The organism is Sorangiineae bacterium MSr11367, assembly GCA_037157805.1.
Lineage (GTDB): Bacteria > Myxococcota_A > Polyangia > Polyangiales > Polyangiaceae > Pendulispora > Pendulispora rubella.
In genome coordinates this window covers 11366923-11390859 of record CP089983.1, presented here as the reverse complement: position 1 = coordinate 11390859, position 23937 = coordinate 11366923, and the positions used below count along the sequence as shown (strand labels likewise).

The 23937-nt window shown below is 67.9% G+C and carries 19 protein-coding genes; 11 read left to right on the top strand and 8 right to left on the bottom strand.

The genetic code is table 11. The features are described 5' to 3' along the window. Positions 1-35: 35 nt before the first annotated feature. The gene (locus tag LVJ94_44290) at positions 36-638 is read right to left on the bottom strand and encodes a PepSY-associated TM helix domain-containing protein (GenBank protein ID WXB03915.1); all 603 of its coding nucleotides are present in this window, start codon (positions 636-638) and stop codon (positions 36-38) included. After that, positions 631-1347, bottom strand: coding sequence for a molybdopterin-dependent oxidoreductase (locus tag LVJ94_44285; GenBank protein WXB03914.1), 717 nt, complete (start codon positions 1345-1347; stop codon positions 631-633). The genes LVJ94_44290 and LVJ94_44285 overlap by 8 nt, the downstream gene beginning before the upstream one ends. A 56-nt stretch (positions 1348-1403) precedes the next feature. Between LVJ94_44285 and LVJ94_44280 the strand changes: the two genes are divergently transcribed. Genes LVJ94_44280 through LVJ94_44265 form a run of 4 tightly spaced genes read left to right on the top strand, consistent with a single transcriptional unit; the run spans position 1404 to position 5224 of the window. After that, positions 1404-3011, top strand: a complete 1608-nt coding sequence (locus tag LVJ94_44280) for a methyltransferase (GenBank protein WXB03913.1) — start codon at positions 1404-1406, stop codon at positions 3009-3011. Between the two features lie 43 nt (positions 3012-3054). Further along, positions 3055-3378, top strand: a complete 324-nt coding sequence (locus tag LVJ94_44275) for a hypothetical protein (GenBank protein WXB03912.1) — start codon at positions 3055-3057, stop codon at positions 3376-3378. A gap of 17 nt (positions 3379-3395) precedes the next feature. Next, positions 3396-4358 carry a quinone oxidoreductase gene (locus tag LVJ94_44270; GenBank protein WXB03911.1) on the top strand — a complete coding sequence of 321 codons (963 nt, stop codon included), beginning with the start codon at positions 3396-3398 and terminating at the stop codon, positions 4356-4358. After that, positions 4355-5224, top strand: a complete 870-nt coding sequence (locus tag LVJ94_44265) for a DMT family transporter (GenBank protein ID WXB03910.1) — start codon at positions 4355-4357, stop codon at positions 5222-5224. Before LVJ94_44270 ends, LVJ94_44265 begins: the two co-directional genes overlap by 4 nt. A 343-nt stretch (positions 5225-5567) precedes the next feature. Here the strand turns inward: LVJ94_44265 and LVJ94_44260 are convergent, their stop codons facing one another. Continuing rightward, complete coding sequence (locus LVJ94_44260; protein ID WXB03909.1) at positions 5568-6959, bottom strand: pyridoxal-phosphate dependent enzyme; 1392 nt, start codon at positions 6957-6959, stop codon at positions 5568-5570. A 20-nt stretch (positions 6960-6979) separates the two neighbouring features. Continuing rightward, positions 6980-7717, bottom strand: a complete 738-nt coding sequence (locus tag LVJ94_44255) for a polyphenol oxidase family protein (GenBank protein ID WXB03908.1) — start codon at positions 7715-7717, stop codon at positions 6980-6982. A 113-nt stretch (positions 7718-7830) separates the two neighbouring features. Here LVJ94_44255 and LVJ94_44250 point away from each other — a divergent pair, with 113 nt between their 5' ends. Then, positions 7831-8997 carry a serine/threonine protein kinase gene (locus tag LVJ94_44250; protein ID WXB03907.1) on the top strand — a complete coding sequence of 389 codons (1167 nt, stop codon included), beginning with the start codon at positions 7831-7833 and terminating at the stop codon, positions 8995-8997. A 442-nt stretch (positions 8998-9439) separates the two neighbouring features. Here LVJ94_44250 and LVJ94_44245 read toward each other — a convergent pair whose 3' ends face one another. Beyond that, complete coding sequence (locus LVJ94_44245) at positions 9440-10522, bottom strand: transporter substrate-binding domain-containing protein (protein WXB03906.1); 1083 nt, start codon at positions 10520-10522, stop codon at positions 9440-9442. A 5-nt stretch (positions 10523-10527) separates the two neighbouring features. Continuing rightward, positions 10528-12522 (bottom strand): serine/threonine protein kinase, encoded by a 1995-nt coding sequence (locus tag LVJ94_44240; GenBank protein ID WXB03905.1) that lies wholly within the window; start codon positions 12520-12522, stop codon positions 10528-10530. A 356-nt stretch (positions 12523-12878) separates the two neighbouring features. On the opposite strand from LVJ94_44240, the gene LVJ94_44235 reads away from it, so the two are divergent. The 4 genes from LVJ94_44235 to LVJ94_44220 are packed head-to-tail and all read left to right on the top strand — an operon-like array spanning position 12879 to position 19553. Further along, entirely contained in the window at positions 12879-15224 is a 2346-nt protein-coding gene (locus LVJ94_44235; GenBank protein WXB03904.1) for a PBP1A family penicillin-binding protein, read from the top strand. Next, positions 15221-16555 (top strand): hypothetical protein, encoded by a 1335-nt coding sequence (locus tag LVJ94_44230; protein WXB03903.1) that lies wholly within the window; start codon positions 15221-15223, stop codon positions 16553-16555. Before LVJ94_44235 ends, LVJ94_44230 begins: the two co-directional genes overlap by 4 nt. After that, on the top strand, positions 16552-17874 hold the full coding sequence (locus tag LVJ94_44225) for an ABC transporter substrate-binding protein (GenBank protein WXB03902.1): 1323 nt from the start codon (positions 16552-16554) through the stop codon (positions 17872-17874). Before LVJ94_44230 ends, LVJ94_44225 begins: the two co-directional genes overlap by 4 nt. Continuing rightward, positions 17871-19553 (top strand): ATP-binding protein, encoded by a 1683-nt coding sequence (locus LVJ94_44220; protein ID WXB03901.1) that lies wholly within the window; start codon positions 17871-17873, stop codon positions 19551-19553. Before LVJ94_44225 ends, LVJ94_44220 begins: the two co-directional genes overlap by 4 nt. Here the strand turns inward: LVJ94_44220 and LVJ94_44215 are convergent. Further along, on the bottom strand, positions 19525-20409 hold the full coding sequence (locus LVJ94_44215; protein WXB03900.1) for a sigma-70 family RNA polymerase sigma factor: 885 nt from the start codon (positions 20407-20409) through the stop codon (positions 19525-19527). The two genes, LVJ94_44220 and LVJ94_44215, sit on opposite strands and share 29 nt — an antisense overlap. An 83-nt stretch (positions 20410-20492) precedes the next feature. Between LVJ94_44215 and LVJ94_44210 the strand changes: the two genes are divergently transcribed. Next, on the top strand, positions 20493-20948 hold the full coding sequence (locus LVJ94_44210) for a carboxymuconolactone decarboxylase family protein (GenBank protein WXB03899.1): 456 nt from the start codon (positions 20493-20495) through the stop codon (positions 20946-20948). A gap of 182 nt (positions 20949-21130) precedes the next feature. Next, positions 21131-23020, top strand: coding sequence for a hypothetical protein (locus tag LVJ94_44205; protein WXB03898.1), 1890 nt, complete (start codon positions 21131-21133; stop codon positions 23018-23020). Here the strand turns inward: LVJ94_44205 and LVJ94_44200 are convergent. Beyond that, positions 22982-23929, bottom strand: a complete 948-nt coding sequence (locus LVJ94_44200; protein WXB03897.1) for a serine/threonine protein kinase — start codon at positions 23927-23929, stop codon at positions 22982-22984. The genes LVJ94_44205 and LVJ94_44200 overlap by 39 nt on opposite strands. Between the last annotated feature and the right edge of the window lie 8 nt (positions 23930-23937).

Sequence of the window (23937 nt, the reverse complement as noted above, 5' to 3'; positions counted from 1 at the left end):
ACTCCGACCAAGTGTCAATTGGGGCAGCTTGTAAATTAAGGACCGCCAGCCAAGGTCACATAGACGACAGGAATGGCGATTCCCACGAGCGCCAACACCGCGCCACGGCCGAAAAGGCCTTTCTTACCTTTGATCATGAAGAGGCCGGAGATGGACAAGAAGAGGAGCGCCACCGCATAGGTGTCCGCCACGTAAGTCCATGCTTTCTTGCCACGATTCAAATGCAGCCAATTCGCGAGACGTAAGAAAAATCGCGGCTTTTCGCCTTCTTCGATGACGTCGCCTTTTTCGGTGTCGATGTGCAAGGTACGTCGTTCCCATTGCACGTCGAGTTGATCGGGGGCCGCTCGGTAGACTTCGCGCGGTGGCTCCGTGATGCCAAGTTTGCTCGCCACGTCGCGGGCGACGGCTTCGTCATCATTGGAGTTGCCATTGGCGGCATTGGCGAGTGGGGCGAAATGGTGTGTCGTTTGGTAGCGTACGAAGTTCGCGTCACCGTCTTTCCAGTCGGCAATGTGGTTTACGGCCAGACCGGACAGCGCATAAATGAAGGTGAGCCCGACCGCCACGTAGCCGATGTCGCGATGAATGGCGCGCAGCCACGGGCGGAGGAGAAAACGAGACGAGCCATCAGCCATATCGTTCTTCTCTCCACGGATCGGCGTGGTTGTTGTACCCGCGCACTTCCCAATAGCCAGGTTGGTCGACGGCGCTGAAGCGAATGCCGGTGAGCCATTTGGCACTCTTCCAGAAATACAGATCGGGTACGAGGGCGCGCACCGGGGCGCCGTGCGGGCGCGCGAGTGGCGCGCCTTCGTAGCGGTGAGCGACGAGCACGTTGGGCGCGAGGGCTTCGCGCAGGAGCACGTTCGACGTGTAGCCGTGCGCGGCCTCGAAGATGACGTGGCGTGCGCTCTTCTTCACCTTGGCGCGTTCGGCGAGATCGGCCACGCGAACGCCCGTCCAGTGGCTATCGAGCACAGTCCATTTCGTCACGCAGTGCACGTCGCAGGTCTGCTCGACCTGCGGCATCTTGAGCAGCTCGGTGAAGTCGATCTCGAACGGGGATTCCACTTCGCCGTAGACGCGCAGCTTGAAGCTCTTCGCGCTCGGATCGCCCTCGCTTCCGCCCATCGGGCGCAATCGTTGAAGGAGGAACTGGCTCGGCGGCAGGCGGGGACGTCCGTCGGGGCGCTTCAGGGTGGCCGCTTGGCGGGTGGCACCGTCGTCGGCGAGCACGTAGGTCGCGCCGCCCAGGGCGCAGACCCCCGTACCGGCCGCCACCGCCCGGAGGAAGGTGCGCCGGTCCAACATGGTCGGCGCCATCACACGAGAGGGCTTCTCCATCGTGATCCAGGCTACGACGGGGACCCCACAAAGGTTACGCTGGCCGGTCCCGACGAATGAAAAGTGCACTGGAGCTAAAAAACGCCGTCCAATCCCCAGGATTTACGCCCAGTGTGCGCGACGCCGCCGCCCTGGTCGCTCTGCTGGTCGATTCCGACGAAACCGTTCGGTCCGCCGTGGAGCGCGCGCTGGCGCGGCTGGGTGAGGCGCTCGTCGCCGTGGCGCGCGATGGCTGGCCGGAGGCGCCGCCCACCGCCAAGGTGCACCTGGTTCGCGCCGTCGCGCGTGCGAGCTCGAGCGACGACGCCGTGGGGCTCTTTCTACGCGCGCTGAACGACGAGGCGTCGCAGGTGCGGCGAAGCGCGGCGCGTGCGCTGGGCAAGCTGCGCGGTGAGCGGGCGCGGCGCGTGGAGGAGGCCTTGGTCGGCGCCTGGAACCGCGCCGATGTGCCCGTCGAAGAGCAGCGCGCCCTCGCGTCGGCCTTGGGCAACTTGGGGGCGGAGAGTGCGGCGCCTCTGCTGGCCGGTGTGGACACGGAGGATCCGGAGCTGCTCCGCATCGCCGCCCGCGCCCGGCTGATGATCGAGCGCACCCGCGTGCGCGGGCAGGCCGGCGGCGGCAGCATCGATGGGACGGCGGTGCCGAGCGAGCCCCTGCCCATCGTCTTTCATGTGCGGCGCGGCCTTGAGCCGGTGCTCGCCGACGAACTGCAGGAACATGGCTCGCCCTTCGGGCCGATGCAGACGAGCACTGCGGGCTGGGTGCGCGGCACCTTGCGCGGGCCGCTCGAGCAAGCGTGGCTCGCGCGCACCGCGCTCTCGTTCGCGCTCCGCATCGAGGCGCCCGGCGGCGACGTCGTGGCGGCGCTGGCCTCGGAGGCGGCGCAGCGCATCTTCACCACGTGGACGCGCGGGCCGATTCGCTACCGCCTCGCCTTCGCCGAGGGCGGCCATCGTCGCGCCCAGGTCTGGCAGATCGCGAGCGAGGTCGCCGAGCGGTGCCCGGCGTTGATCAACGATCCCACGTCGACCCTGTGGGAGGTGCTCGTGCGGGAAGACTCCGTGGAGCTCTCGCCGCGGGCCCTGCCCGATCCGCGCTTTTCGTACCGCGTGCGCGATGTGCCCGCGGCGTCGCACCCCACCATCGCCGCTGCGTTGGCCCGCCTCGGCGGCGTGCGCGCGGACGACGTCGTGTGGGACCCGTTCGTGGGCTCGGGCATGGAGCTCGTGGAGCGCGCGCGCCTCGGCCCGTATGCCTCGCTGCTCGGGACGGATCTCGCGCCCAAGGCGCTGCAGGCCGCGCGCGCCAACTTGGACAGTGCCAATGTGGCGGCCACGTTGGCCGTGGGCGATGCCACGCGCTACGCGCCGCCGGCACCGGTGACGCTCATCGTGACCAATCCGCCGATGGGCCTTCGTGTGGCCCGCAGCAAAGAGCTGGGCGCGATGCTGGAACAATTCCTCGCGCACGCATGCGATGTGCTCGCGCCGGGCGGGCGCCTGGTCTGGCTTTCGCCCTTCCGCGAGCGTAACCGCAAGGCGGTCCGCGCTTTGCCGTTCGACGTGGAACTCTCCCGCGAGGTCGACATGGGCGGCTTTTGGGCCACGCTCGAGATTCTTACCAAGAAGAAAGGTCCCGCCGCCCCCGGCCGCCGGCCTCGGTGATGCGGATGGTGCAAAATGCCAACGCTGGCCGTACTCTCGCATCGTGGACACTTGCTGGAAGTGTGACCATCGGAACGTAGCTGGCGCGAAGTTCTGCGCCGCGTGTGGCACCTCGCAGGCGCGCCGGGCGAGCATCAAGTCGTCCATGCCCACCGAGTACGAGCAGCAGGCCATCGATCCATCGACCATCGGCCCTGCGCGTCCGTCGCTTTCGTTCGAGGTCGGAAGCCACGTGCTCGTGCAATGGTCCGATGGGAATCGTTACCCGGGGTCCATCGTTCAAGTGGCATCGGGACAATGCCTGGTTCTCTTTTCGAACGGTCAGCACTACTGGATCGACGTGCGGTTCGTCAGCCCCGCACCTTGAGAAGGTGAGGTCCGTTCATGAAAGCGATTCGCTACCACCAAATCGGTGATCCGACGGTCTTGCGCTGGGAGGACGCCGAGACGCCCGTGGCGGGTCCCGGCGAGGTGCTCATCGCCGTGCGCGCCGCCGGGGTGAATTTCGCCGACACCGAGCGGCGTCGCGGTCTCTACGATGCGGCGGCGCCCTTGCCGCGCATTCTCGGCTCCGAGGCCGCCGGCGTGGTCCATGCCGTGGGGCCTGGGGTCGACGCGGCGTGGGTTGGCCGGCGCGTGGTGGCGCTCACCCCGGCGAGTTACGCGGAGTTCACCAAAGCGAACCTGGACGTCGTGTCGGCCTTGCCGGACAACGTCTCGTTCGAGACGGCGGCAAGCATCCCCGTGCAGGGACTCACCGCGTACCATTTGGTGCACACCGCGGGACGCGTCACCAAAGGGCAGTGGGTGCTGGTGCACTCCGCGGCCGGTGGCGTGGGCCTGCTGGCAACGCAGCTGGTGAAAGCCCTTGGCGGCAAGGTCGTGGGCACCGTTTCCACCGAGGCCAAAGCAGGGCAGGCCCTGGAAGCCGGCGCCGATGCCGTCCTTCGCTACGACCAAGTCGGGAGCGAGGTGCCGCGCATCACCGAAGGCCGCGGGGTCGATCTCGTGCTCGACGCGGTGGGCGCCGACACGTGGCGCGCGAGTCTCGATAGCCTGGCGCCGTTCGGGCATTTGATCCTCTACGGCTCGGCGAGCGGCGACGTGCCGAAGTTGAACGTGGACGCGGAGTTGATGCCGCGCTCCTTGAAGGTCAGCGCGTATTGGCTGCGCTCCCCGCACCCGAAGGAGCTTCAGCAGCGCGCCATGGCCTCGCTTCTCGACGAGGTGGCCGCGGGCCGGCTGCGCATCACCATTGGGCTGCAATTGCCCGTCACCGAGGCGGTGGAGGCGCATCGCCGGCTCGAGTCGCGCGCCACGGTGGGGAAGGTCGTTCTGACGGTGTGAGCACGGACGGCGTACCCTTCTCCATCGTTGCCCTCGTCATCGGGTCGGCGTTCGTCCACGCGATGTGGAACGCGATCCTCAAGCGACGGAAGCACCCGGAGCTCGCGGGCGGGGCTATCTCCCTCATTGGTGCCGTGAGCTCGGTGCTCGTGGCGCTCTTCTTCACCCGGACGGCGCCGTCGTTCGGCGTGGTGCTCTGGAGCCTCGGCGCGGGGCTCTTCGAGGCCGCGTACTTCGTGGCGCTCTCCAAGGCGCTGGCGCGTGCGCCGCTCGGCGTGGCGTACACCATCGCGCGCGGCGGAGCGCTGCTCGTCACGTGGCCCATCTCCGTCGTATGGCACGGCGAGCGCCCCACGCCCGTTGCGCTCGTAGGCAGCCTTCTCGTGGCGGGCGGTCTCGCGCTGGTGGGGCTGCGCGGCGGCAAAAAGAGCGAGCCGCACGCCGGCGCGCGCGGTGGCCTCGCGTGGTCCATCGCCTGCGCGGTCTTCATCGCGGGGTACCACCTGTTCTACAAATGCGCGATGAACGACGGGGGCGAACCTGCCCCGGTCTCCGCCGTGTCGCTGTCCCTCGCCGCGGTGTTGAGCCTCGCCTGGTACGGCCGCGCCGGCACCGCGAAGATCCTTCTTGATGCGCGCGAGCGCCCGTGGCCGATTGTGATCGCTGGCCTCCTCGTCACCGTGTCGTTCGTGGCGTTTCTCGCCGGCCTCGAACGAGGTGGCGCCGGCGTCATCATGACGTTGCGCAACACCTCGGTGCTCTTCGCACAAGTCTTCGGCTGGCTCGGCGGCGAACGCTCGCGCCCGGCCCAGGTGGTCGGTGTGCTCGCGGTGTTCGCCGGCGCCGTGTGCACGGCCTGGCCTTAGAGAGCTCCCCCTCCCAGCCTCCCCCGGAGGGGGAGGGGGCAGTGGTCCCATTGCAGACGAAACGTCATTCCCATCGGGGGAGGGGGCAGTGGTCCCATTGCAGACGAAACGTCATTCCCATCGGGGGAGGGGGCAGTGGTCCCATTGCAGACGAAGCGTCATTCCCATCGGGGGAGGGGGCAGTGGTCCCATTGCAGACGAAACGTCATTCCCATCGGGGGAGGGGGCAGTGGTCCCATTGCAGACGAAACGTCATTCCCATCGGGGGAGGGGGGAAGTCGTCCCATTGCAGATGGACGTCTTGGCACCCTCCCCCTCCGGGGGAGGGCCGGGGTGGGGGAGGTTAGGCGCTCTTTGGGCCTTCGACCGTGGCCTTCGCCAGGAAGTCGATCAAGTCGATGCGGGTGACGATGCCCACCACCTCGGTGCCGTCCATCACCAGCGCGGCCTTGGCGTCGGAGAGAACGCCCTGGAGCAGCTCGATCTTCGTGTCGGGCGTCACGGTGGCGTAGTCGCCCTCGACCAATTCGCCCACCGTGGAGTCCAGCGTCTTCGCACCGGAGACCAAGTGGCGGAGCAGGTCCACCTCCGCGATGATGCCGCGCAGCTTGCCGCCGTCGACCACCGGGATCTGGCTGATGTCGAGCGATTTGAGCAGACCGATCACCTCGCGCACCGTCGAGGTGGCCGATGCCGTCACGATTTTGCGCTTCGCCGACGCGTCGAGGATGTCCCGCACCGTGCCGAGGCCGGGCTGGTCGTCGAGGAAGCCGTTCTCGCGCATCCAGTCGTCGTTGAAGATCTTCGAGACGTATTTGCCGCCGCCGTCGCACAAGAAGACCAGGATCTTCTCCGCGCGGTCGCGCGCCTTCGCGTACTTGATGGCGCCCGCCACCGCCGCACCGCCCGAGCCACCCACGAAGAGCCCCTCGAGGCGCGTGAGGTCGCGCGTCATGAGGAAGCACTCCTTGTCGTCGACCCGCACGACGTCGTCGATGATCTTCAGGTTCATCGTCGTGGGGAAGAAGTCCTCGCCGATGCCCTCGACCTTGTAGGAGAACGGCTTGGTGACCCGCCCCGTTTTCACGAAGTCGTAATAGAGCGAACCCACCGGATCCACGCCCACGAGCTGGATGTTCGGATTGCGCTCCTTGAAGTACTTGCCGCACCCGCTGATGGTGCCGCCCGTGCCCATGCCGGCGACGAACGCGTCGAAATCGCCGTTGGTTTGCTCCCAAATCTCCGGCGCGCTGGAGATGTAGTGGGCCTCGGGGTTGGCCGGGTTGTGATACTGATTCGCGTAAAAGCTATTCGGCGTTTCATCCGCAATGCGCCGCGATACTTTGTAATAGCTGCGCGGGTCGTCCGCCTCGACGGCTGTGGGGCACACCACCACGCGCGCGCCGAAGGCACGCAAGTGCTGGATCTTCTCCTGGCTCATCTTGTCCGGCATGACGAAGACGCACTTGTATCCGCGCACGGCGGCGAGCAGCGCCAGCGAGGCCCCCGTGTTGCCGCTGGTGGCCTCCACGATGGTCCCGCCGGGGCGCAGACCATTTTCCTCAGCGCGGCGAAGGAGATTCGCGGCCAGGCGATCCTTGTGGCTGCCACCCGGGTTGAGATATTCGCACTTGACGTAAATCTCGGCCTTGAGGCCCGCGGCGACGCGATTGAGGCGAACGATGGGCGTGTGACCGACCGCCTGCGTGATGGACTCCAGCGCTCCGTGCATCATGTTTCGTCTGTATCAGACACCTACGATGTAAGGGAGCCGCTTGTCGTGCCCGCGGCGATGGCCGCGAGGTGGCGCCCGCTGGCGTCCTGGTCGCGACGGTACGAAAAGAAGCGATCTTTCTCGCAGCGCGTGCAACCGGGCACGTCCTCGATGCCCCCAACGCCCACCCGCTCCAGCACGCGCCGTGCCCCGAGTCGGAGGTTGGCGTGCGGTTTACGGGGAGGTGACGTTTCGACGACCGAAGCATCGACGGCATGGGTGATGCGTTCGGCTACATCGTCACCGACTTCGAAGCACGTGGCGCAAATGCATGGGCCAATCGCGGCGACGGAACGTGCCAAATCGGCGCCGCCGGCGGAAAGTCGTGCAAGGGCCGCTTGGATCACGCCCGCCACGAGGCCGCGCCACCCGGCGTGGATGGCGGCGACCTGACCGGTGGTGGGATCGCCCACGAGGATCGGCACGCAATCGGCCACGCGAACTCCCGCCGCGTATCCCGGCTCCGCCACGATGGCATCGGCTTCCGTGGCCGGCGCGACGCCAGCGATCCAAAGCGTCGTTTGGGCATCGACCACGTGGATGCCATGCACCTGGCGCGCTTGTGCGAGACGGAGTGGGTCGATGCCCGCGGCTGTGCCAAAGCGCCTGAGACTACCGGCATAGTCGGGCGCATCGAATCGGAGGTCGACCTCTCGTGTGGAAAATCCGTGCGAAAATCCAGCCCTTGCGAGGGCAGGGCTAATGAGCGAAATGGTCATGGGCTCCCGTTTCGGAAGGCTACCATTGCGATGAAAACGCGCTCTATAGTGGAACTCCCTTATGTAAGGTACCCGAGACCCTTAGCCATCGACTGCGTAGGACGATGGCCGGAGTGAACCGCCCCATGCGTCCGCAGGATCCGTTCATCGGTAGAGACATCCTGAACGGGCAATTTCAAATCCTCCAAAAGATTGGCACCGGCGGCATGGGCGCCGTCTACAAGGCGTTGCAACCGGAGATGAACCGGATGGTGGGGGTGAAGATTCTTCACCCGAAGCTCACCAACCGGAAGGACCTCGCCTCGCGTTTTCGCCGCGAAGCGCGGGCGATGAGCCACCTGACGCATCCGAACACCGTCAAAGTTTTCCTCTACGGCGAGCTCGAGGACGGTTCGCTGTACATCGTGATGGAGTTCCTGGAGGGCAAGAACCTCAATCAGACGGTGCGCGGCGAAGGCCCCATGCAGATGCAACGCGCCTTGCCGATCCTGATTCAGGTGTGTGGCGCCCTGCAGGAGGCGCACGGAGCGGGCATCATCCATCGCGATCTCAAGCCCGAGAATATTTTTCTCTGCAGCCAAGGCGGCATGAAGGACTACCCGAAGGTGCTCGACTTCGGCCTCGCCAAGGTGACCGAGCGCGAGATGCGCCCGGGGTCGCTCATCCTGACGCAAGAGGGCATGGTCTTCGGCACGCCGGAGTTCATGAGCCCGGAGCAAGCCCAAGGGAAAACGCTTACTTCCGGCAGCGATATTTATTCGCTCGCGGTGATTCTGTACGAGGTGCTGACGGGCAAGTTGCCCTTCGAGGCCAAGGGCGCCATGGACTACCTGCAGCTCCACGTGAGCGGCCGGCCCATCCCGCTGAGCCGCCGGGTCGAAGGCCGCGTGTTCCCGCCGCTGCTCGATCAAGTGATGGAGCGCGCCCTGGCCAAGCGCCCCGAAGATCGCTTCCCCAGCGCCGCCGATTTCGCGCTCGCGCTGCAAGCAGTGCTCGACGGGCGCCACCACCAAGTGGGTGGGATGCCGCCGCCGCCACCACCCTCGGCCAACGGGGCCAATCTGCGCGTCGTGCCCCCTCCGCCGCCGCACGCGCATCACCACCACCACGCGCCGCCCCCGCCGAGCACGACGTCGTCGCTCGGCAGCGATGGCGCCGTCGTCCGCGCCTTCAAGCCGCGCCCGAATCCGTTGTTCCTGCTGGGAACGGTGGCTCTGGGGTGCCTCGTCGTGGGGGCCGCGGTCGCCGTGTTGGTGATGCGCTTTTTGATGGCGCACTAGCGGCGCTCCGCAAGGGAGCGCCGGCAAGGATGGAGCGCCCGGCATCCTGCCGGCGGTCCGCCGGCCTCTGGCCGGTTGCACGCGCGTGGCGGGCCGCATGGAAGGCGGCGGACCGCGGGCAAGATGCCGGCGCTCCATGCGACGCGGCTGCGCAGGGGCGTTCGCGATTCGCGATTCGCGATTCGCGATTCGCGAATTGCGAATGCATGCGACAGGGCCTCTCGCCTGGTGGCGCGGTTGGAGGTTTCTAGGTGGCGCAGGGGGGCCCGCCCCTGCGGGCGCGGAATGCCATGCGGCGCGGGGAGCGGGAGGTGGCGCGGGGAAGCATGGCATGAGCACCCGCTTTGGGGCGGGCAGCAGCGCGAAATGGGACGAGTGGGAGCACCGGAGAGCGCTGCCGGGTGGGGCAGGATTTCTCTCTCTCTCTTTCTCCCTCTTTCTCTCAGTCGGTGGGGCCGAACCAGCGGGTGCTCAGTTCGTCCATGTAGCCGGACTCGCGGAGCTTCAGCAGGGCCTCGTTGATGGGTTTACGGTATTTGCTATTTTGCTGCAGAGCGATTCCGTAATTTTGCTTTTCGAAGATGCGCCCGACGACTTTGAGCTGATCGTTCTTCGTCTGCTTCACGTGGTAGAAGAGCACGGGGGCGTCGTAGACGACGGCCTTGATCTGCTTCTTCTCCAGGGCGAAGTAGGCCTCTTCGACGGTGTTGAAGGTGCGCACGCTGGCGCGGCGCGAGGCGAGGTACTTCTCGCCGGTGGTGCCTCGGACGGTGCCCACGATCTGGCCGGGGAGATCGCCCGGGCCGTTGATGTCGCTGGTCAGTTGATTCACCGTCATCACGGTGGTGATGGACGCGGTGAAGTAGGCGACCAGCACGATGCTGGCGAGCATCCAGAATGCGCCGACGATGCGTCCGCCCAAGACGATGGGGCCTTTGGCGTCGCAGCCGCCGCTCAGGATGGTGGAAAGGGCCCACCAGGCGGATTCCCAGACGCCCGCGAGGTACGTCATGGGAAATTGATCCGGGTTGCGCTTTCGCTCGAAGAACCAAAGCAAGTGCGCGGTGATGATGAGAAGGACGGTCAGGCCGCCGAGCAGCTTGAGAAAGTCCAGGGTGAAGACGCTCTTCAGCAGCGCGGTGGCCGAGCTTTGGCGCTGCGTTCCCACGAGGATGCCCAACCCCGATTCGTAGAAGGGCTGGCTGAAATCGATGGCCGCTTCGCGCTCGGCGGTGATGCTGATGGCCGCCACGGCCACGTCGCCCTGCTTGTTCTTGAGGGCGTCGATTTGGTCGGCGACGCTTTTGACCCAGACGTACTCGTAGGTGACGCCGGTCTCTTTGGCGACGCGTTCCCAGAGGTCGATGCTGAAGCCGACGGCGCGCCCGTTCTCCTCGAAGGTGAACGGCAGGATGGGCTTGATGTACACCTTGATCGGCGGCTCGGCCGCGGTGACGCGTGGCCCCACCCCGAAAAAGATGGCCAGCGCAAAGAGAAGGGCGACGAAGTGGCGGATGCGGGTCACCCCCATCAGATCCACCCCAATTGATGGGCGACATACAACGCTGCCCCGACGGCGACCACGAGGCCCAACACGAGAAGCACGGCGACGACGGCGACGCTGACGGCTTCCTTCTTCGGAGGGGCCGCAGGCGGCTGCGCGCCTTGCATGCCTTGCATCCCTTGCATGCCGGGAGGCGGCATGTGCATGGGCGGCCCGCCCGGCATGTATGGCTGCCCGGGGGCCATGACTTGCCCGACGGCGGCGCCTTGTCCGGTCATCGGTGCGGTGGGGGGAAAGGGAAACGGGGCAGGCGTGCCCATTCCGGCGGGGGCAGGGACGGCGCCTTGCGGCTGCGTCATGGGCCAGGTGGCGCCCATGTTGGGGACGACGGGCGCCGGCCTCGGTGCGGCGGGCGCACGCACGGGGGATACCGTGGTGGTGTCGGGATTTTTCGTCGTGATGTCGGGCCCGGCCACGTCGAACGTCTTCGCGTCCAACGTTTCGGCACCGACGAAAAGCTCGCCCTCGTGCGCCACCGGCTCGGCGGAGTCCATCGGCTGGCGAAAATCCGGCAAGACGCGCGGGGCCGGCGGCGGCATGGGCGGCGGCGGCGCGTTCGCGATGGTCATCAGTTCGTCGGCGTGCATCACCACCGTGCGCTCCTCCATCGACGAGGGCGGAATGTCGTCGCTGAGGCGCTGCGGCGGTGGCTCTGCGAGAGCCTCGCGCATGCCGCTCGTGACCTGTGCATCCACGATGGCGCGCGGCAAGGCGGCGCGCTCCAGCGTTTTCGCCCCGAGGTCGTCGTAGGAAAGCTCCTCCTCGCGCACGACCATGGTCGGCGGCTCGCGCGGCGTCTCCGGGGCGGCGTCGGCCCGGGCGAGGCGGATCGCGTGCTCTTCGAGGCGCCGCACGGTGATGGAATCGCGCCCCGAAAGCGTGTCGCGCTGATCCTCGGACAAGGTGATGCGCTCGCGCTCGTTCAGCAGGAGCAGGGCGGCGGTAGGCATCTCCGGGCCGGTTTCCGTGAGCAGAGGATCGGTCAGGCGCGGCACTTCGGTGACCGGCAACTTCGAGACACGTTGCAGCGAATCCTGATCGCGCATCAGGGCATTTTTCAGCATGCCCCAAAGCTCGCCGGCCTCCTGCTGCCGATCCCCCGGGCGCACGGCCACGGCCTGGGCGAGCACGGCCTCGACCCGGTCGCTCACCTCGAGGCCCAGCGCGCGCGGCGTCGGGCGGTGCTTGGGATCCAGCACGCGCACGCCCAGCGGGATGGTGCCTTCCTCCATCACCGGGCGGTTCAACATCATCTCGAGCAGCACCAGGGTGATGGCATACACGTCGGTCCAAGGTCCGACGCTGCCGATGTTGGAGCTGTATTGCTCGGGCGCGGCGTAACCCGGCGCGCCGATGGGCACGAGGCCCATGGATTGCGACGGCGGCGCCAGATCGAGTGCGCGCTCGGTGAGGATCTTGGCCACGCCAAAATCGAGCAGTTTGACATGAAGGCCGCCGCCCACCTGCGCGCAAAACAGCGTCTCGGGCGTCACCTCGCGGTGGACGATGCCTTGGGTGTGCGCAAATGCGAGCGCCTCCACCGGTGGATCGAGCAGGCGGATCGCCTCGGACAAGGTGCGGCCGGGGAGGCCCTGCGCGCGGCGGTTGGCGATGTCCTGCGCGAGCGACTCGCCGTCGAGCCACTCGAGCACCATGAAGGGCGTGAGCTGTTGCTCGCCGGTGGGCGCCATCGCGGTCCCGCTCGCCAGAACGCGAACCACGTGCGGACTCGCCTGGGAAAGCTTGTAGTGCAGGCGGCTTTCGTGGCGAAAGCGCCGTATGAACTGGTCGTGCGAGCCACCGGACGGGGCCTTCATGCACTTGATGGCGATGGGAACTTCGAGCATCAGGTGGACGCCGCGGTAGAGAAAATGCCGCTTTCCGTCCTCGACGAGGTCATCGACACGGAATTGGCCGTGCAGAACCTGCCCGATCATCCCCAACGGATCGCTGGCGCTCACCAAGAAGACCTCCTCATGGCGCGGATGATAACCTCCTCCCCGTGGCTAACTCCAAGCCGCCTCACGGCCCCTCCGACAATTCTGGTAATTCTGGTCGCCCCCCGGCGCGGGACGATCGCGCGCCCGGAATGGCGCAAACGGCCTCCGGCGTTTCCCGTTCTAGCGTGAGACCAACGGCCAGGCAGATGCTCGAAGGCAAAACGACGCCCTCGCCTAGCGGGCCCGAGAACTTCGGGGAGGGGACGGGACCGGCGGACGGGCATGAGCAGGGGAACGGGCACGGAGGACGGACGCGTTTTTTCAAGTCACCGGCGTGGGAGGGGATTTTCCGGTGGGGCAAGCGGATTGGCCTTGCCGTGGCGGCGCTCGCGATCGTGGGGATCGTAGGGCTGATCTTTGCGGTGAGGCACTTCGAGGCACAGCTTCCCTCGATTGCGGACCTCAAGGGAAATTATCGACCGCCGCAGGTCACGCGGGTGCTGGCCCGGGATGGCACCTTGCTCGCCGAGCTTTTCACCGAGCGTCGCACGGTCGTGTCCATCAAGACGCTGCCCGCCCACGTGAAGCTGGCGGTGCTCGCGGCCGAGGACGCGGGGTTCTACGAGCACGAAGGTCTCAATTATTTCGGCATCTTGCGCGCGTTCGTGGTGAACGTGAAATCCGGCAAGAAGCGCCAAGGGGGCTCGACCATCACGCAGCAGGTGGTGAAAAACCTGCTGCTCGACTCGGAGCGCTCGTACAAGCGGAAGATCCGCGAGGCGCTTTTGGCCCGAAAACTCGAACAGGAGCTCGAAAAGGACGAGATCCTCGAGCTTTACCTGAATCACATTTACTTCGGCCACGGCCGCTACGGCATCCAGGAAGCGGCGCGCGACAACTTCGGTAAGAACGCGAAAGATCTCACGATTGCGGAGGGTGCGCTGCTCGCGGGGCTGGTGGCCGGGCCGGAGTCGTTTTCGCCGCGCAAGGACATGAAGCGGGCCCTCAGTCGGCGGGCCTTCGTGCTCACGCAGATGCACGAGAAGCAGTTTTTGAACGATCCGCAGTACGAGCAGGCCAACAACGAGGCGGTGCGGCTTGCGCCCAGCGTCGAGATCAACAGCGATCTGGCGCCGGAGGTGGTGGAACGCGCGCGGCGCATGTTGCTGGAGCTGGATCCGGAGGGGGCACGCCGGGGCGGGTACACCATTCAGACGACGATCGACCCGAAGTTGCAGGTGGCCGCGCGCAAGGCGCTGCGCGATGGGCTGCTGGCGTACGACAAGCGCCACGGGCTGACGGGGGCGCTGAAGGTGCCGGTGGCGCCGACGGCGTCGAAGGGCAAGGCGGCCAAGCCGGCGTCGAAGGACGCGCCGTTCGAGGGGACGCCGAGCTTCGAGAAGCACAAGGTGCTCATCGGTGTGGCCACGGGCGCGGACGATGCGCAGGGCACCATCGACGTGAAGGTGGGAACCGTCACCGGCGCGGTGAAGCTCGCGGACTACGAGCGGTACAACCCGCAAGGGCTCGCGGCGAGCGTGTTTGCGCCGACGGGGAGCCTCGTGCGCGTGAGCCTTTTGGCGCCGGTGCCGGAGGAAGCGCACACGAGCATCACGACCACGACGACGTCGACGCCCCTGGCCAAGGTGCCGTTGCGGCTCGAGTCGGGGCCGGAGGGCGCGCTGGTGGCCATCGACGCGCGCACGCGCAACGTGCTGGCGGTGGTGGGCAACTACGAAGCGCAGAACGGCGGTTTGGATCGTGCGACGCAGGCGCGGCGGCAGCCGGGGTCGACGTTCAAGCCGATCGTGTACTCGTACGCGCTGCACTCGCGCATCTTCACGCCGGCGACGCTCATCGACGTGACGCCGGCGGCGTTCGGGAACTACAAGCCGTCGAACTACGAAGGGTGGACGGCGAGCGATCCTTTGCGGCTGCGCGAGGTGCTGGCCAATTCCGTGAACGTGGGCGCGGTGCGCGTGCTGGAGCAGGTGGGGCCGGCCAACGTGGTCGAGTGGGGGCATGCGCTGGGCATTCAGTCGGTGCTCAAGCCGGACCTGTCGCTGGCGCTGGGCAGCTACGAGGTGGAGCCCATCGAGCTGTGCGGCGCGTACGCGACCTTCGCGGCGGGCGGCGTGTACGAGGAGCCCCGCTTGGTGACGAAGATCACCGGGCCCGATGGGCGCGAGGTCGCACTGAAGCCGCAGGCGCCGCCGCGGCGCGTGCTCGACGACGCCGAGGCGTACGTGACGACGAACATGATGACCAGCGTGATCGATCACGGGACCGGCGCGCGCGCGAAGGAGCTGCGAAGGCCGCTCGCGGGCAAGACGGGAACGAGCAACCAGTCGAAGGACACGTGGTTTGCCGGGTACTCGACGGAAATTGCCGCGGTGGTGTGGGTCGGCTACGACGATGGCAAGCCGCTGGGCGGCGGGGAGAGCGGCGCACAGACCGCGCTTCCGGCGTGGATCTCGTTCATGAAGGTGGCGCACGAGAACAAGCCGCCGAGCGAGTTTCCGCGGCCGGCGGGCGTGGTGTCGGTGCGCATCGACAAGCAGACGGGCAAGCTTCCGGCGGACGGCAGCGACGCGAACACGATGGACGAAGTGTTCCTCGCCGGCACGGAACCGACCGAATCGGGCCCGGCGAGCGTGGTGAGCGGAGGCGATGCGGGGACGTCGGCGGCGCCCGTGCCCGAAAGTGCGGCGGAGACTCCATGAGGTTTCTCGGGGTCGTTGCGCTGCTGCTGCTCTTGCTGGCCGCGCGCGATGTGCACGCGGCCAGTGCGCTGCAAAACGTGGCCGCGGAGGTGGCGAAGGGGCTGACGGCGATTCCGCCGGCCACGGTGGTGATCGCGGCGCCCGCGGTGAGCGACGTTGCCGGGGCGACGCCGGGGCGCATGGACGAGCTCAGCGTGCGCATCGCGGGGGTGGTCGCGGGCAAGCTGGGGGGCACCACGCGGGCGCACGAGCGGGCGCTGCACCTTTCGGGGGCGCGGGCGGTGGCCGGGCGCGGCGGGGCGCTGCTCTTTCTGTCGGTGGAAATTGCGCGCGGTGAGCTGCGCGTGACGGCGGATCTGTATCCGGTGATGTCCAACGGGTGGGATCGCATCCGCATCCCCGCGCCGCCGCCGCGTGCGCACACGTACACGAGCGTGCCCATCGACGCGGAGGTGCGCGCGTTCTTTCCGGCCATTTCGCTGGAGCAGGCGAGCGTGCGCAAGTCGCGGCACGAGGAGGGCGACGTGCTCGCCGTCGCGTGCGGCGATGCCAACGGTGACGGCGGCATGGAGCTCGTTCTCGTGTCGAAGACGCGCGTGGCCGTGGGGACGTTGCGCGGCGGTCGTTTCGTCGTGGGCAAGGCCGCGCCGTGGCCGCAGCTTGCGCGGCGTTTGCCGATTCCTCTCCGCGAGCCGCTGGCCGGGGCGGCCTTCGTGCGCGCGGGTCTCGTTGGCGGGACGCCGCGGTTGCTGGTGGGCACGACGGAGCGCGAAGCCGTGGCACTCGACGCGGGGCTTGGCGTGCGTGCGACCTTGCCGGGCATTCCGATGGCGGTCGGCGACATGGACGGATGCGCATCGGTGAATGCAGAGGCCAGCGCGTTCGAGGGCGATGTCACCGGTTGCGCGCTCGGTGGAAAGGAGCGCCCGGTGCGGCTCGCGGCCCCGGTGGTGCGGTTCGACGCGGTGGCGGCCGGCGAGATCACGTCGCGCGATGGCTCGAGCCACATGGTGGTGGCGGCGCGCGAGCCGGGCGGAAAGCTGCGCCTGCGCCTGGACGGAGGGGAGGTGCGCACGGGCGACGTCGTCGGCGCGCAGCTCGCCGTGGGCGATTTGGATCTCGACGGCGCCTCGGAGATCGTGACCTCCGGCGTCGAAGCCGACGATGTGCTGCAGGTCCTGAGCTGGACGGGCGACGGGACTGATCCGGTCGTGCGCAAGAAGATTCCCGCGCCGGGCGGCGTTCGGGCCCTGACCATCTGCCCGCCGGAGGCACGGGGGATCCCCGCGCTGGTCGCCGTCGTCGGTCCCGAGGTGTGGGTCGTTCGATGAGGCTCTCGCGCCGTGCGGTTCTCGCCGCGTCGCTCGCGTTTTCTTCCCGGGTGCGCGCAAGGGGAAGGCTGCCCGTGGGCGGGCGGCTGGTGCTGCGCGTTCCCTGGCCGATTGCCTCGCTCGATCCGCACCGGCTCGATGACGTGGCCGCGGCTCTTTTCGGCGATGCACTCTTCGATACGCTGTATGCCCGTGACGAATCGGGGGCCATCGTTCCGGCGCTGGCCGAAGGCGATCCCGAGCCCGACCGCGACGGCCTGCGCGTGCGCGTGCGCACGGGGATCGTGACGGCGTACGGCAAGCCCATCGACGCGCGCGAGGTGGTCAATTCGCTGCGGCGCGCGCGTGCGAACAGCGGGGCTGGGTGGCTCGCCGATGCGCCGATCCCCACACGGCTCGACAACGTGACGGTGCGCTTCGCGACCAAGGACGCGGTGAAGCTCGCGCAGGTGCTGGCCTCGCCCATCGTACCCATCGTGCCGCTGTCGTTCACGCCGGAGCGCCCCGACGGCACGGGGCCCTTTCGCGCCGATCGACGCGGCGATGCCCTCGTCTTGGTGCGCAATCCGCGTTCGGCGCGCGGGCCAGCGTTGCTCGATGAAATCGTGGTGCGGGCGGCGCCCGATCTGTCGGCGTCCCTGCGCGCCTTCGAATCGGGGGCCGACGACGTGGGCTGGCTCGGGTCGGGGCTTCACGAGCCGCGGCCTGGCGCGCGTCCGTTCGATCTCGGACCGGTGGCGTGGGCCATTCTGCGCTCGGGCCGTGAGGGCGGGATGTGGGACTCGCCGGGGCTCGCGCAGCGCATCGCCGACGGCATTCCGCATGCGCGCCTCTCGTACCTGGGGCTCGGGGCCGCGTGGCCTTCGGAGCGCGAGGAAGGGTGGAGCGGGGCACCGAGCGATCTCTTGGTGCGTGACGATTCTCCCTGGTTGGTCGAGCTCGCGCGGGCCGTATCGGCGACCTTGTCGCGACCCGGGCACGAGCTCACCGTGCGCCCGGTGTCGTCTGCGGAGCTGGCGAACCGGCGTGTGCAGCGCTCCTTCGCGCTGGCCATCGACGTGGCACGTCCGGTAGCGCCGGGCGCGCTCGGGGCGTTGGTGGGCCTCGCCACGGCGGACCGCCCGGCCTCCGCGGTGGACATCGTGCGCCACCCACCGCGCCTGGGCAATGTGTCCCCGCGCACCCTCACGCGCACGATGCGCGTAGGCATTTTGGGCGAGATCCGCATCTTTGGCTCGCGCGTGGCCGATCTCGCGCTGGCACCCTCGGCCTCCCGCGGCTGGGACCTCGGCCTTTCGACCCGGAGCCGCAGTCGATGAGAATCGCACCCCGTCTCGGCATCGCCCTCGGCTTCGTGGGCGCCCTTTCCACCGTGGGCCTCGGCTGGGCCCTGCGCGAAGGCCGGCGCAGCGAGGAAACGCGGCACTTCGACACCGAGCTGTCCTCCGCCTGCGAGCGCATTCGCGACGAGGTGAAGCGTCAAGCCGACAGCGACCGCAAATTGATCGGTGGCGTCTGCGGCGATGGCGAGCTGGCCGATCGCATGCTCGTCGCCATGGAGCGCGAAGGGCTCGAGGATCGCCGCCTGGCCTTCTCCCAGCTGGTCCCAAACCAGCGCACGGCCTTCGACATGGACGCGCTGTTGCTCGTCACCGACAAGGGCGACGTGCTGGGCGTGGCCCCGAGCGCGCTTGCGGGCATCCCGACGGCGGAGGTCATCGCGCTCACCAAGGAGAAGCCCGAGCACTATTTGCAAGGCTCCCCGGCGGTGGACGGCCTCGTCTCGCGCTGCCGAAGAAAAGGACGCAAGGTGACGGTCGCGGTCGTCGGCCTGCGGAAAATCGATCCGCTGCTCGATCGTCTCGGCAAGACGATCAACGTGTCGGCGGCGGCGGGCGCGGTCGCAGAAAAGCTGGTCGCCGGAGATCCGGCCGACCTGGCGCGCGCCTCGTGTGTGCTGGACGATGGTGGCGGGAAGCTCATGTCCATCACCGTGGCCAAGTCGCGGCGGGAGCTCCTCGAGAATCTGCGCCAGATCGACCACACCGTTGCCATCGCGGTGGTGCTCGCGTCGACGGGCGCGTTGCTCTTGGCGGTGCTGCTCGCCCGCGGATTGAGCCGCCCCATCGAGGAGCTGGCGGCGCAGGCGCGCAAGGTGGCCTCCGGCGAGGCGCAGCCTTTGTCGGTGCGGGGCAGCGGTGAAATGGCGGACCTCTCGGCGGCGTTCGATCGCATGATCGAAGATCTGGAAACGACGCGCCGCCGCCTGGCCGCCACCAGCCGCGTGGCCGCCTGGCGTGAGGTGGCACGCCGCGTGGCCCACGAGGTGAAAAATCCGCTCGCGCCGATTCGCGCGGCCGTAGAAACGTTGCGACGGCTGCGGGCCCGCGACGATCCGGCCTTCGACGAGTATTTCGACGAGGCCACGCGCACGGTGCTCGACGAGGTGCACCGCATCGCCAACATCGTCACCGAGTTCACGCGCTTTGCGCGCCTGCCGCCTCCGCGCCCCGCGGAGGTCGATCTGGTCGACTTGGTGAAGCAGGTAATCTCGCTGCAAAAGGCGAATGCGCCGACGACGGCCATCGACATCAGCGTGCGTGGCACACCGCCGCTGGTGATGGCCGATCGCGACCAAATCGTGCAGGTTGCAACGAATCTGCTTCAAAACGCGATCGACGCCGTGAAGGAGACGCCCTCGCCGCGTGTCACGGTCACCGTCGAAACGAACCGCACCGGCCGCGCCCGCGTGGTCATCACCGTGGCGGACAACGGCCCGGGCATTTCCCCCGACATCGCCGCCCGCCTTTTCGAGCCGTACGCCACGACGAAGCCGCACGGCACGGGCTTGGGCCTCGCCATCGCCCAGCGCATCGCCATCGAGCACGACGGCGAGCTCTCGTACATCGGCACCCCGGGCCGCGGCGCCGTCTTCCGTTTGGCGCTCCCGGTTGCAGGCCCGCCGGCGATCAGCGAGTTACCTCCTCCGACCACGTGACGTGGCGCAGTCGCTCGGGATCCGCGAGCACGTGGATCTGCGCGATGCGGTCGTTCACGATGGTGAAGCCCATCACGGAGAAGATCTGGCCGTCGCGGGAGGAGACGGTGCCGGCGGCGCCGTTGACCAGGGCGGGCCGCGCGGAGAGGCCCAGTCGTGCGAAGGTGAGCGCTTGGCCGGCGACGTTGCGCGCGCCGCGCACTTCCTTGGAGCCGCCGGTACGGGGGCCTAGGTCGGCGCGGAGGACCACGTCGGGATCCAACACGGCGAGGAGCGCGTCGAAGTTTCCCTCGCGCGAGGCGCTGAGGAAGGCCTGAACGACTTCGCGTTGGCGGCTCAAGTCCGCGTCGGGCACGGTGGGGCTGCCTTGGACGCGGCGTCGGGCGCGGCTTGCGAGCTGCCGGGCGGCGGTGGGGGTGGCGCCGACGATGGGCGCGATTTCGTCGAAGGGCATCGCGAACATGTCGTGCAGAACGAACGCGAGGCGCTCGGCGGGTGCCAACGTTTCCAGGACCACCAATAGCGCGAGGCCGACGGAGTTGGCCAAGAGCAACTGATGCTCGGGATCGACCCCCTCGGCGCGGCTCACGATGGGCTCCGGCAGGTGCACCTCGAGCGAGTCTTCGCGCCGCGCCTTGCGCGCGCGCAGCATGTCCAGCGCGATGCGGGCCACCACCGTGGTGAGCCATCCGCCCACGTTCTCCACGCCGTCGGAGCCGGCGCGGCTCACGCGCAGCCAGGCCTCCTGGATGGCTTCATCCGCCTCGCTCAGCGAGCCGAGCATGCGATAGGCCACGGCCCGAAGGTGGGCCCGGTGGGACTCGAAGCGCTCCGCCAGAAATTCTTGTTCGCTCATCGTCACATTTCCTCGTTGGGGTTCGTCTTCCGCAGTGACGAACGAAACCCACGCGATGTGACCATCCCTGGAGAAACCCGACCATGCAAGCCCGTATGAAGCACCCCGCCATGCTCGTCCCCAACGCCATGCAAGCCCTGCTCGCCTTGGGCAAAACCGCGGAAAACTGCGGCGTTCCCGCCGCCACGCTCACCTTGGTTCACTTGCGGGCCAGCCAGATCAACGGCTGCGGCTTTTGCGTCGACATGCACGCCCGCGAGCTCAAAAAGCTCGGTGAATCCGACCAGCGCATCTTCGCCGTCGGAGCTTGGCGCGACGCCCCCTATTTCACCGACGCCGAACGCGCGGCCCTCGCCCTTTCCGAAGCCGTCACCCGCCTTGCCGACCGCCCCGAAGCCGTTCCCGATCCACTATGGGACGAGGCACGCCGCCACTATGACGACACCGCGCTCGCCGCGCTCCTCTTGTCCATCGCCACCGTGAACCTCTGGAACCGCCTCAACGCCACCACGCGCCAAGTCGCGGGCCATTGGTCCTAGTCGCGTGGCACGCTTGGCGTATTTATTTATGATTCAATAAATAATATTCTGCACGTGCGCGCGCTGACGATGCGGACGGCTGCAGAGGCCGCGGCAAATGGTTCAGCCTTGCGCCAAGATCGAGGCCCGTCGACGTTTTCGCTGCCCTTGGACCCCACGACCGGTCTACGAGATGTGGGGACGTGAGCTCGTTGCAAGGGATCCTGGGAGCGTGGGGGCTCTTGCCGTTCGCCGCCCCGGCGATGGTGTACATCGCCGTTCGCCTCGGAAGCCTGGTCTTTCCCGACGATGCCGCCCATCGCGCTGTCGGTGGGGCCGTCCTGGCGATGGCCTTGGTCGTGGCCATCGTCGGGCTCCTCGGTGCGGTGCATGTTCTCACCACGCCCGCGTTGGTGCTCGCGCTCCTCGGTGCGGTGGTGGCGTTGGCCATGCTTCACCGCGGGCGACGGTTTGCCTTTCCATACCGCGAGGCCATGGGCAAAGAAGTGCTCCCGCTGCTCATCGTGGCATGCGGCGCGCTCTTCGCCGTGACGCTCGCGGCGCGCTGGCTGCCGGTGTGGCCGTGGGACTCGATGGGGTACCACCTGCCGTACGTCAATTTCGTGGTGATGGGCCGCGGCTTCGGAGACGTTCCGTCCGACGCGAACTTCATTTCCACCTATCCCCACGTCGTCGAGCTGTTCATGGTGGCGTTGCGCCTTTTGCTCCCGGACGATCGCCTGATCGATCTCGGGCAGGTGCCCTTTGGCATCCTGGGCGCCATCGCCACCAGCGGGATCGCGCGCCTCTGCAACGCCGAGCGCCAGCATGCGCTCGCGGCCGGCTGCGCGTGGCTCTTGGTCCCCGTGGTCTTTCTTCAGCTGCCGACCAACTATGTCGACATCGGCAGCGCGGCCCTTCTCTTGTGCGCGATTTACTTCGTGCTCGCCCCGCCCTCGCCGCGCAGCCTGTGCGTGGCGGGCATCGCATTGGGGCTTTACCTCGGCTCCAAACCTGGCGCCCCGCTGGGCACCTTGCTGCTCACCGCGGTGCTCGTCGCGCGCGGGCTGCATGCGAAGCGTCCTGGGGCCACCATGCTCGCCGTCGCCCTTCTCGCGTCGTTCGGGGTGCACTCGTATTTAGGCAACCTGCTTCGACATGGAAACCCGCTCTGGCCGGTCGATCTGCGGGCCGGTCCACTGCACCTCGCAGGCATCGTTCGCGTCGATGAGCTGCTCGCCGGCGGCGTGACCTCCGATGGAAGCCACGCGCCGCGGACGCACGGGCCGCTTCCTCTGCGGCTGCTGCAGTCGTGGACCGCGCTCGGTTCGGAGCCTGCCCTCGATCTGCGCATCGGCGGCTACGGCCCTCTCTTCCTGCTGGCGCTCCCCTTTGCGACGGCGACGTTGCTCGCGTGGAAGGTCTCGCCCGAGACCAAGGCTGCGCCGTGGTCGCGTCTTGCGGCATGCGTTGGTGTGACGGCAACGCTGTTGGCCCCCGATCCGGCGGTGGCCAGGTTCGTTCTGGCCTTTCCGGCCATGGTCCTCGCCCTTGCGGCACCGTACCTCGCGCGCATTCCCGCGCGCCCGCGCATCGTTGCGCTCGGCGCGGGGGCCGTGCTGGGTGGCTACCAGCTCGTCTACGCGTGGCCGGGATTGCTCGGTGGTGGACCGCCTCTTCGCGCGTACGCCAGCATGTCCGACGCGGAGCGCGCAGGCGCGGTGGATGCCGTGGGCGTCGATGGCACGTCGAAAAAGTTCCGCGAGATGCGCAAGCTCGTCGCCGACGACGAGACGTTCGCCTTCGATCGCGGCGCCGACTTTCCCTATTTGTGCTGGGAGCCCGACCTCCGCTACCCGGTGGTGCGCATCCCGAACGCGCTGCCGCGCGAAGGGGTCGAGGCGTTCTTCGAACGCGCGAAGGTGCGCGTCTTCGTGGCGGGCGACGATACCGCCGCGGGCGAGTGGGCCCGAGCGCACCCGGAGCAAGCCGTTCGCCTCTTTTCGTCGAAGTGGGGAACGAGCGCCGTCTACGAGCGACGCTCTCCGGCGCATTCAGGACCCCAAGGCCGTCTTCTTCCAAACCAGCGGTAAGCTCGCCCTCGCACAATGGAACGCGGCCGGCGCCGATGGGCGAACCAACGTCGGCGCATCGTCCGTGGAGAGCGCGGTCGCCAGCGCGGCCGCCAGTGCGCCCGCGCGCGCCGGACGCTCAGAGGGCGTCTTGGACAGCGCTTGGCCCAGCACGTCGTCGAAGCTCGCGGGCAGCTCTTCGCGCACACCGCTCGCGCGTGCGGGCTGGCTGTACGCGGCTTGGAACGCCGCTTCCGCGAAGGAGCGGCACGTGAACGCGGGATGGCCGGTGAACAGCCGGTAGGCCAGCACGGCCAGCCCGAACACGTCGGTCTGCGGCCCGATCTCATAGTCCATGTCGAGTACCTGCTCGGGGGCGAGGTAGCCGGGCGAGCCCACGAACTCGCCTTCGTGGGTGAGCGGCTCGCCCGCGGGCGACGTGGTCAGGTGCGCGATGCCGAAGTCGAGCATGCGCAAGGTGAACGAGCTGTGCGCGTTTTCGCAGAGGAACACGTTCGACGGCTTCAGATCCCGGTGCACGATGCCCATGTCGTGGGCCATGTCGAGCACGTGCGCGACCCCGGTCACGATGGCCATGGCATCCCAAACCGGCATCACGTGCGGCCGACTCAGTCGCCGCGCGAGGTCCTCGCCGTAGAGGCGCTCCATCACCAGACAAATCTCGCCGTTCTCGCTGCACCCGTAGGCGAACAGCGAGGGCGCGCAGCCCTCGGGCAGGCGCATCAGCACTTCGGCCTCGCGTTCGACCCGCCCCACCAGATCCAAAAGGTGAGGGTGCAGGATCTTGATCGCCACGGGTTGGCCGTCGCGTTCGCGGTGGCCTGCCCAGACATCGCCCATTCCCCCGCGTCCGAGAAGCTCCTCGAGCTGATAATGTTCGTCCAGCACGAGGCGTTGGCCTGATCGCACCCGGTCCA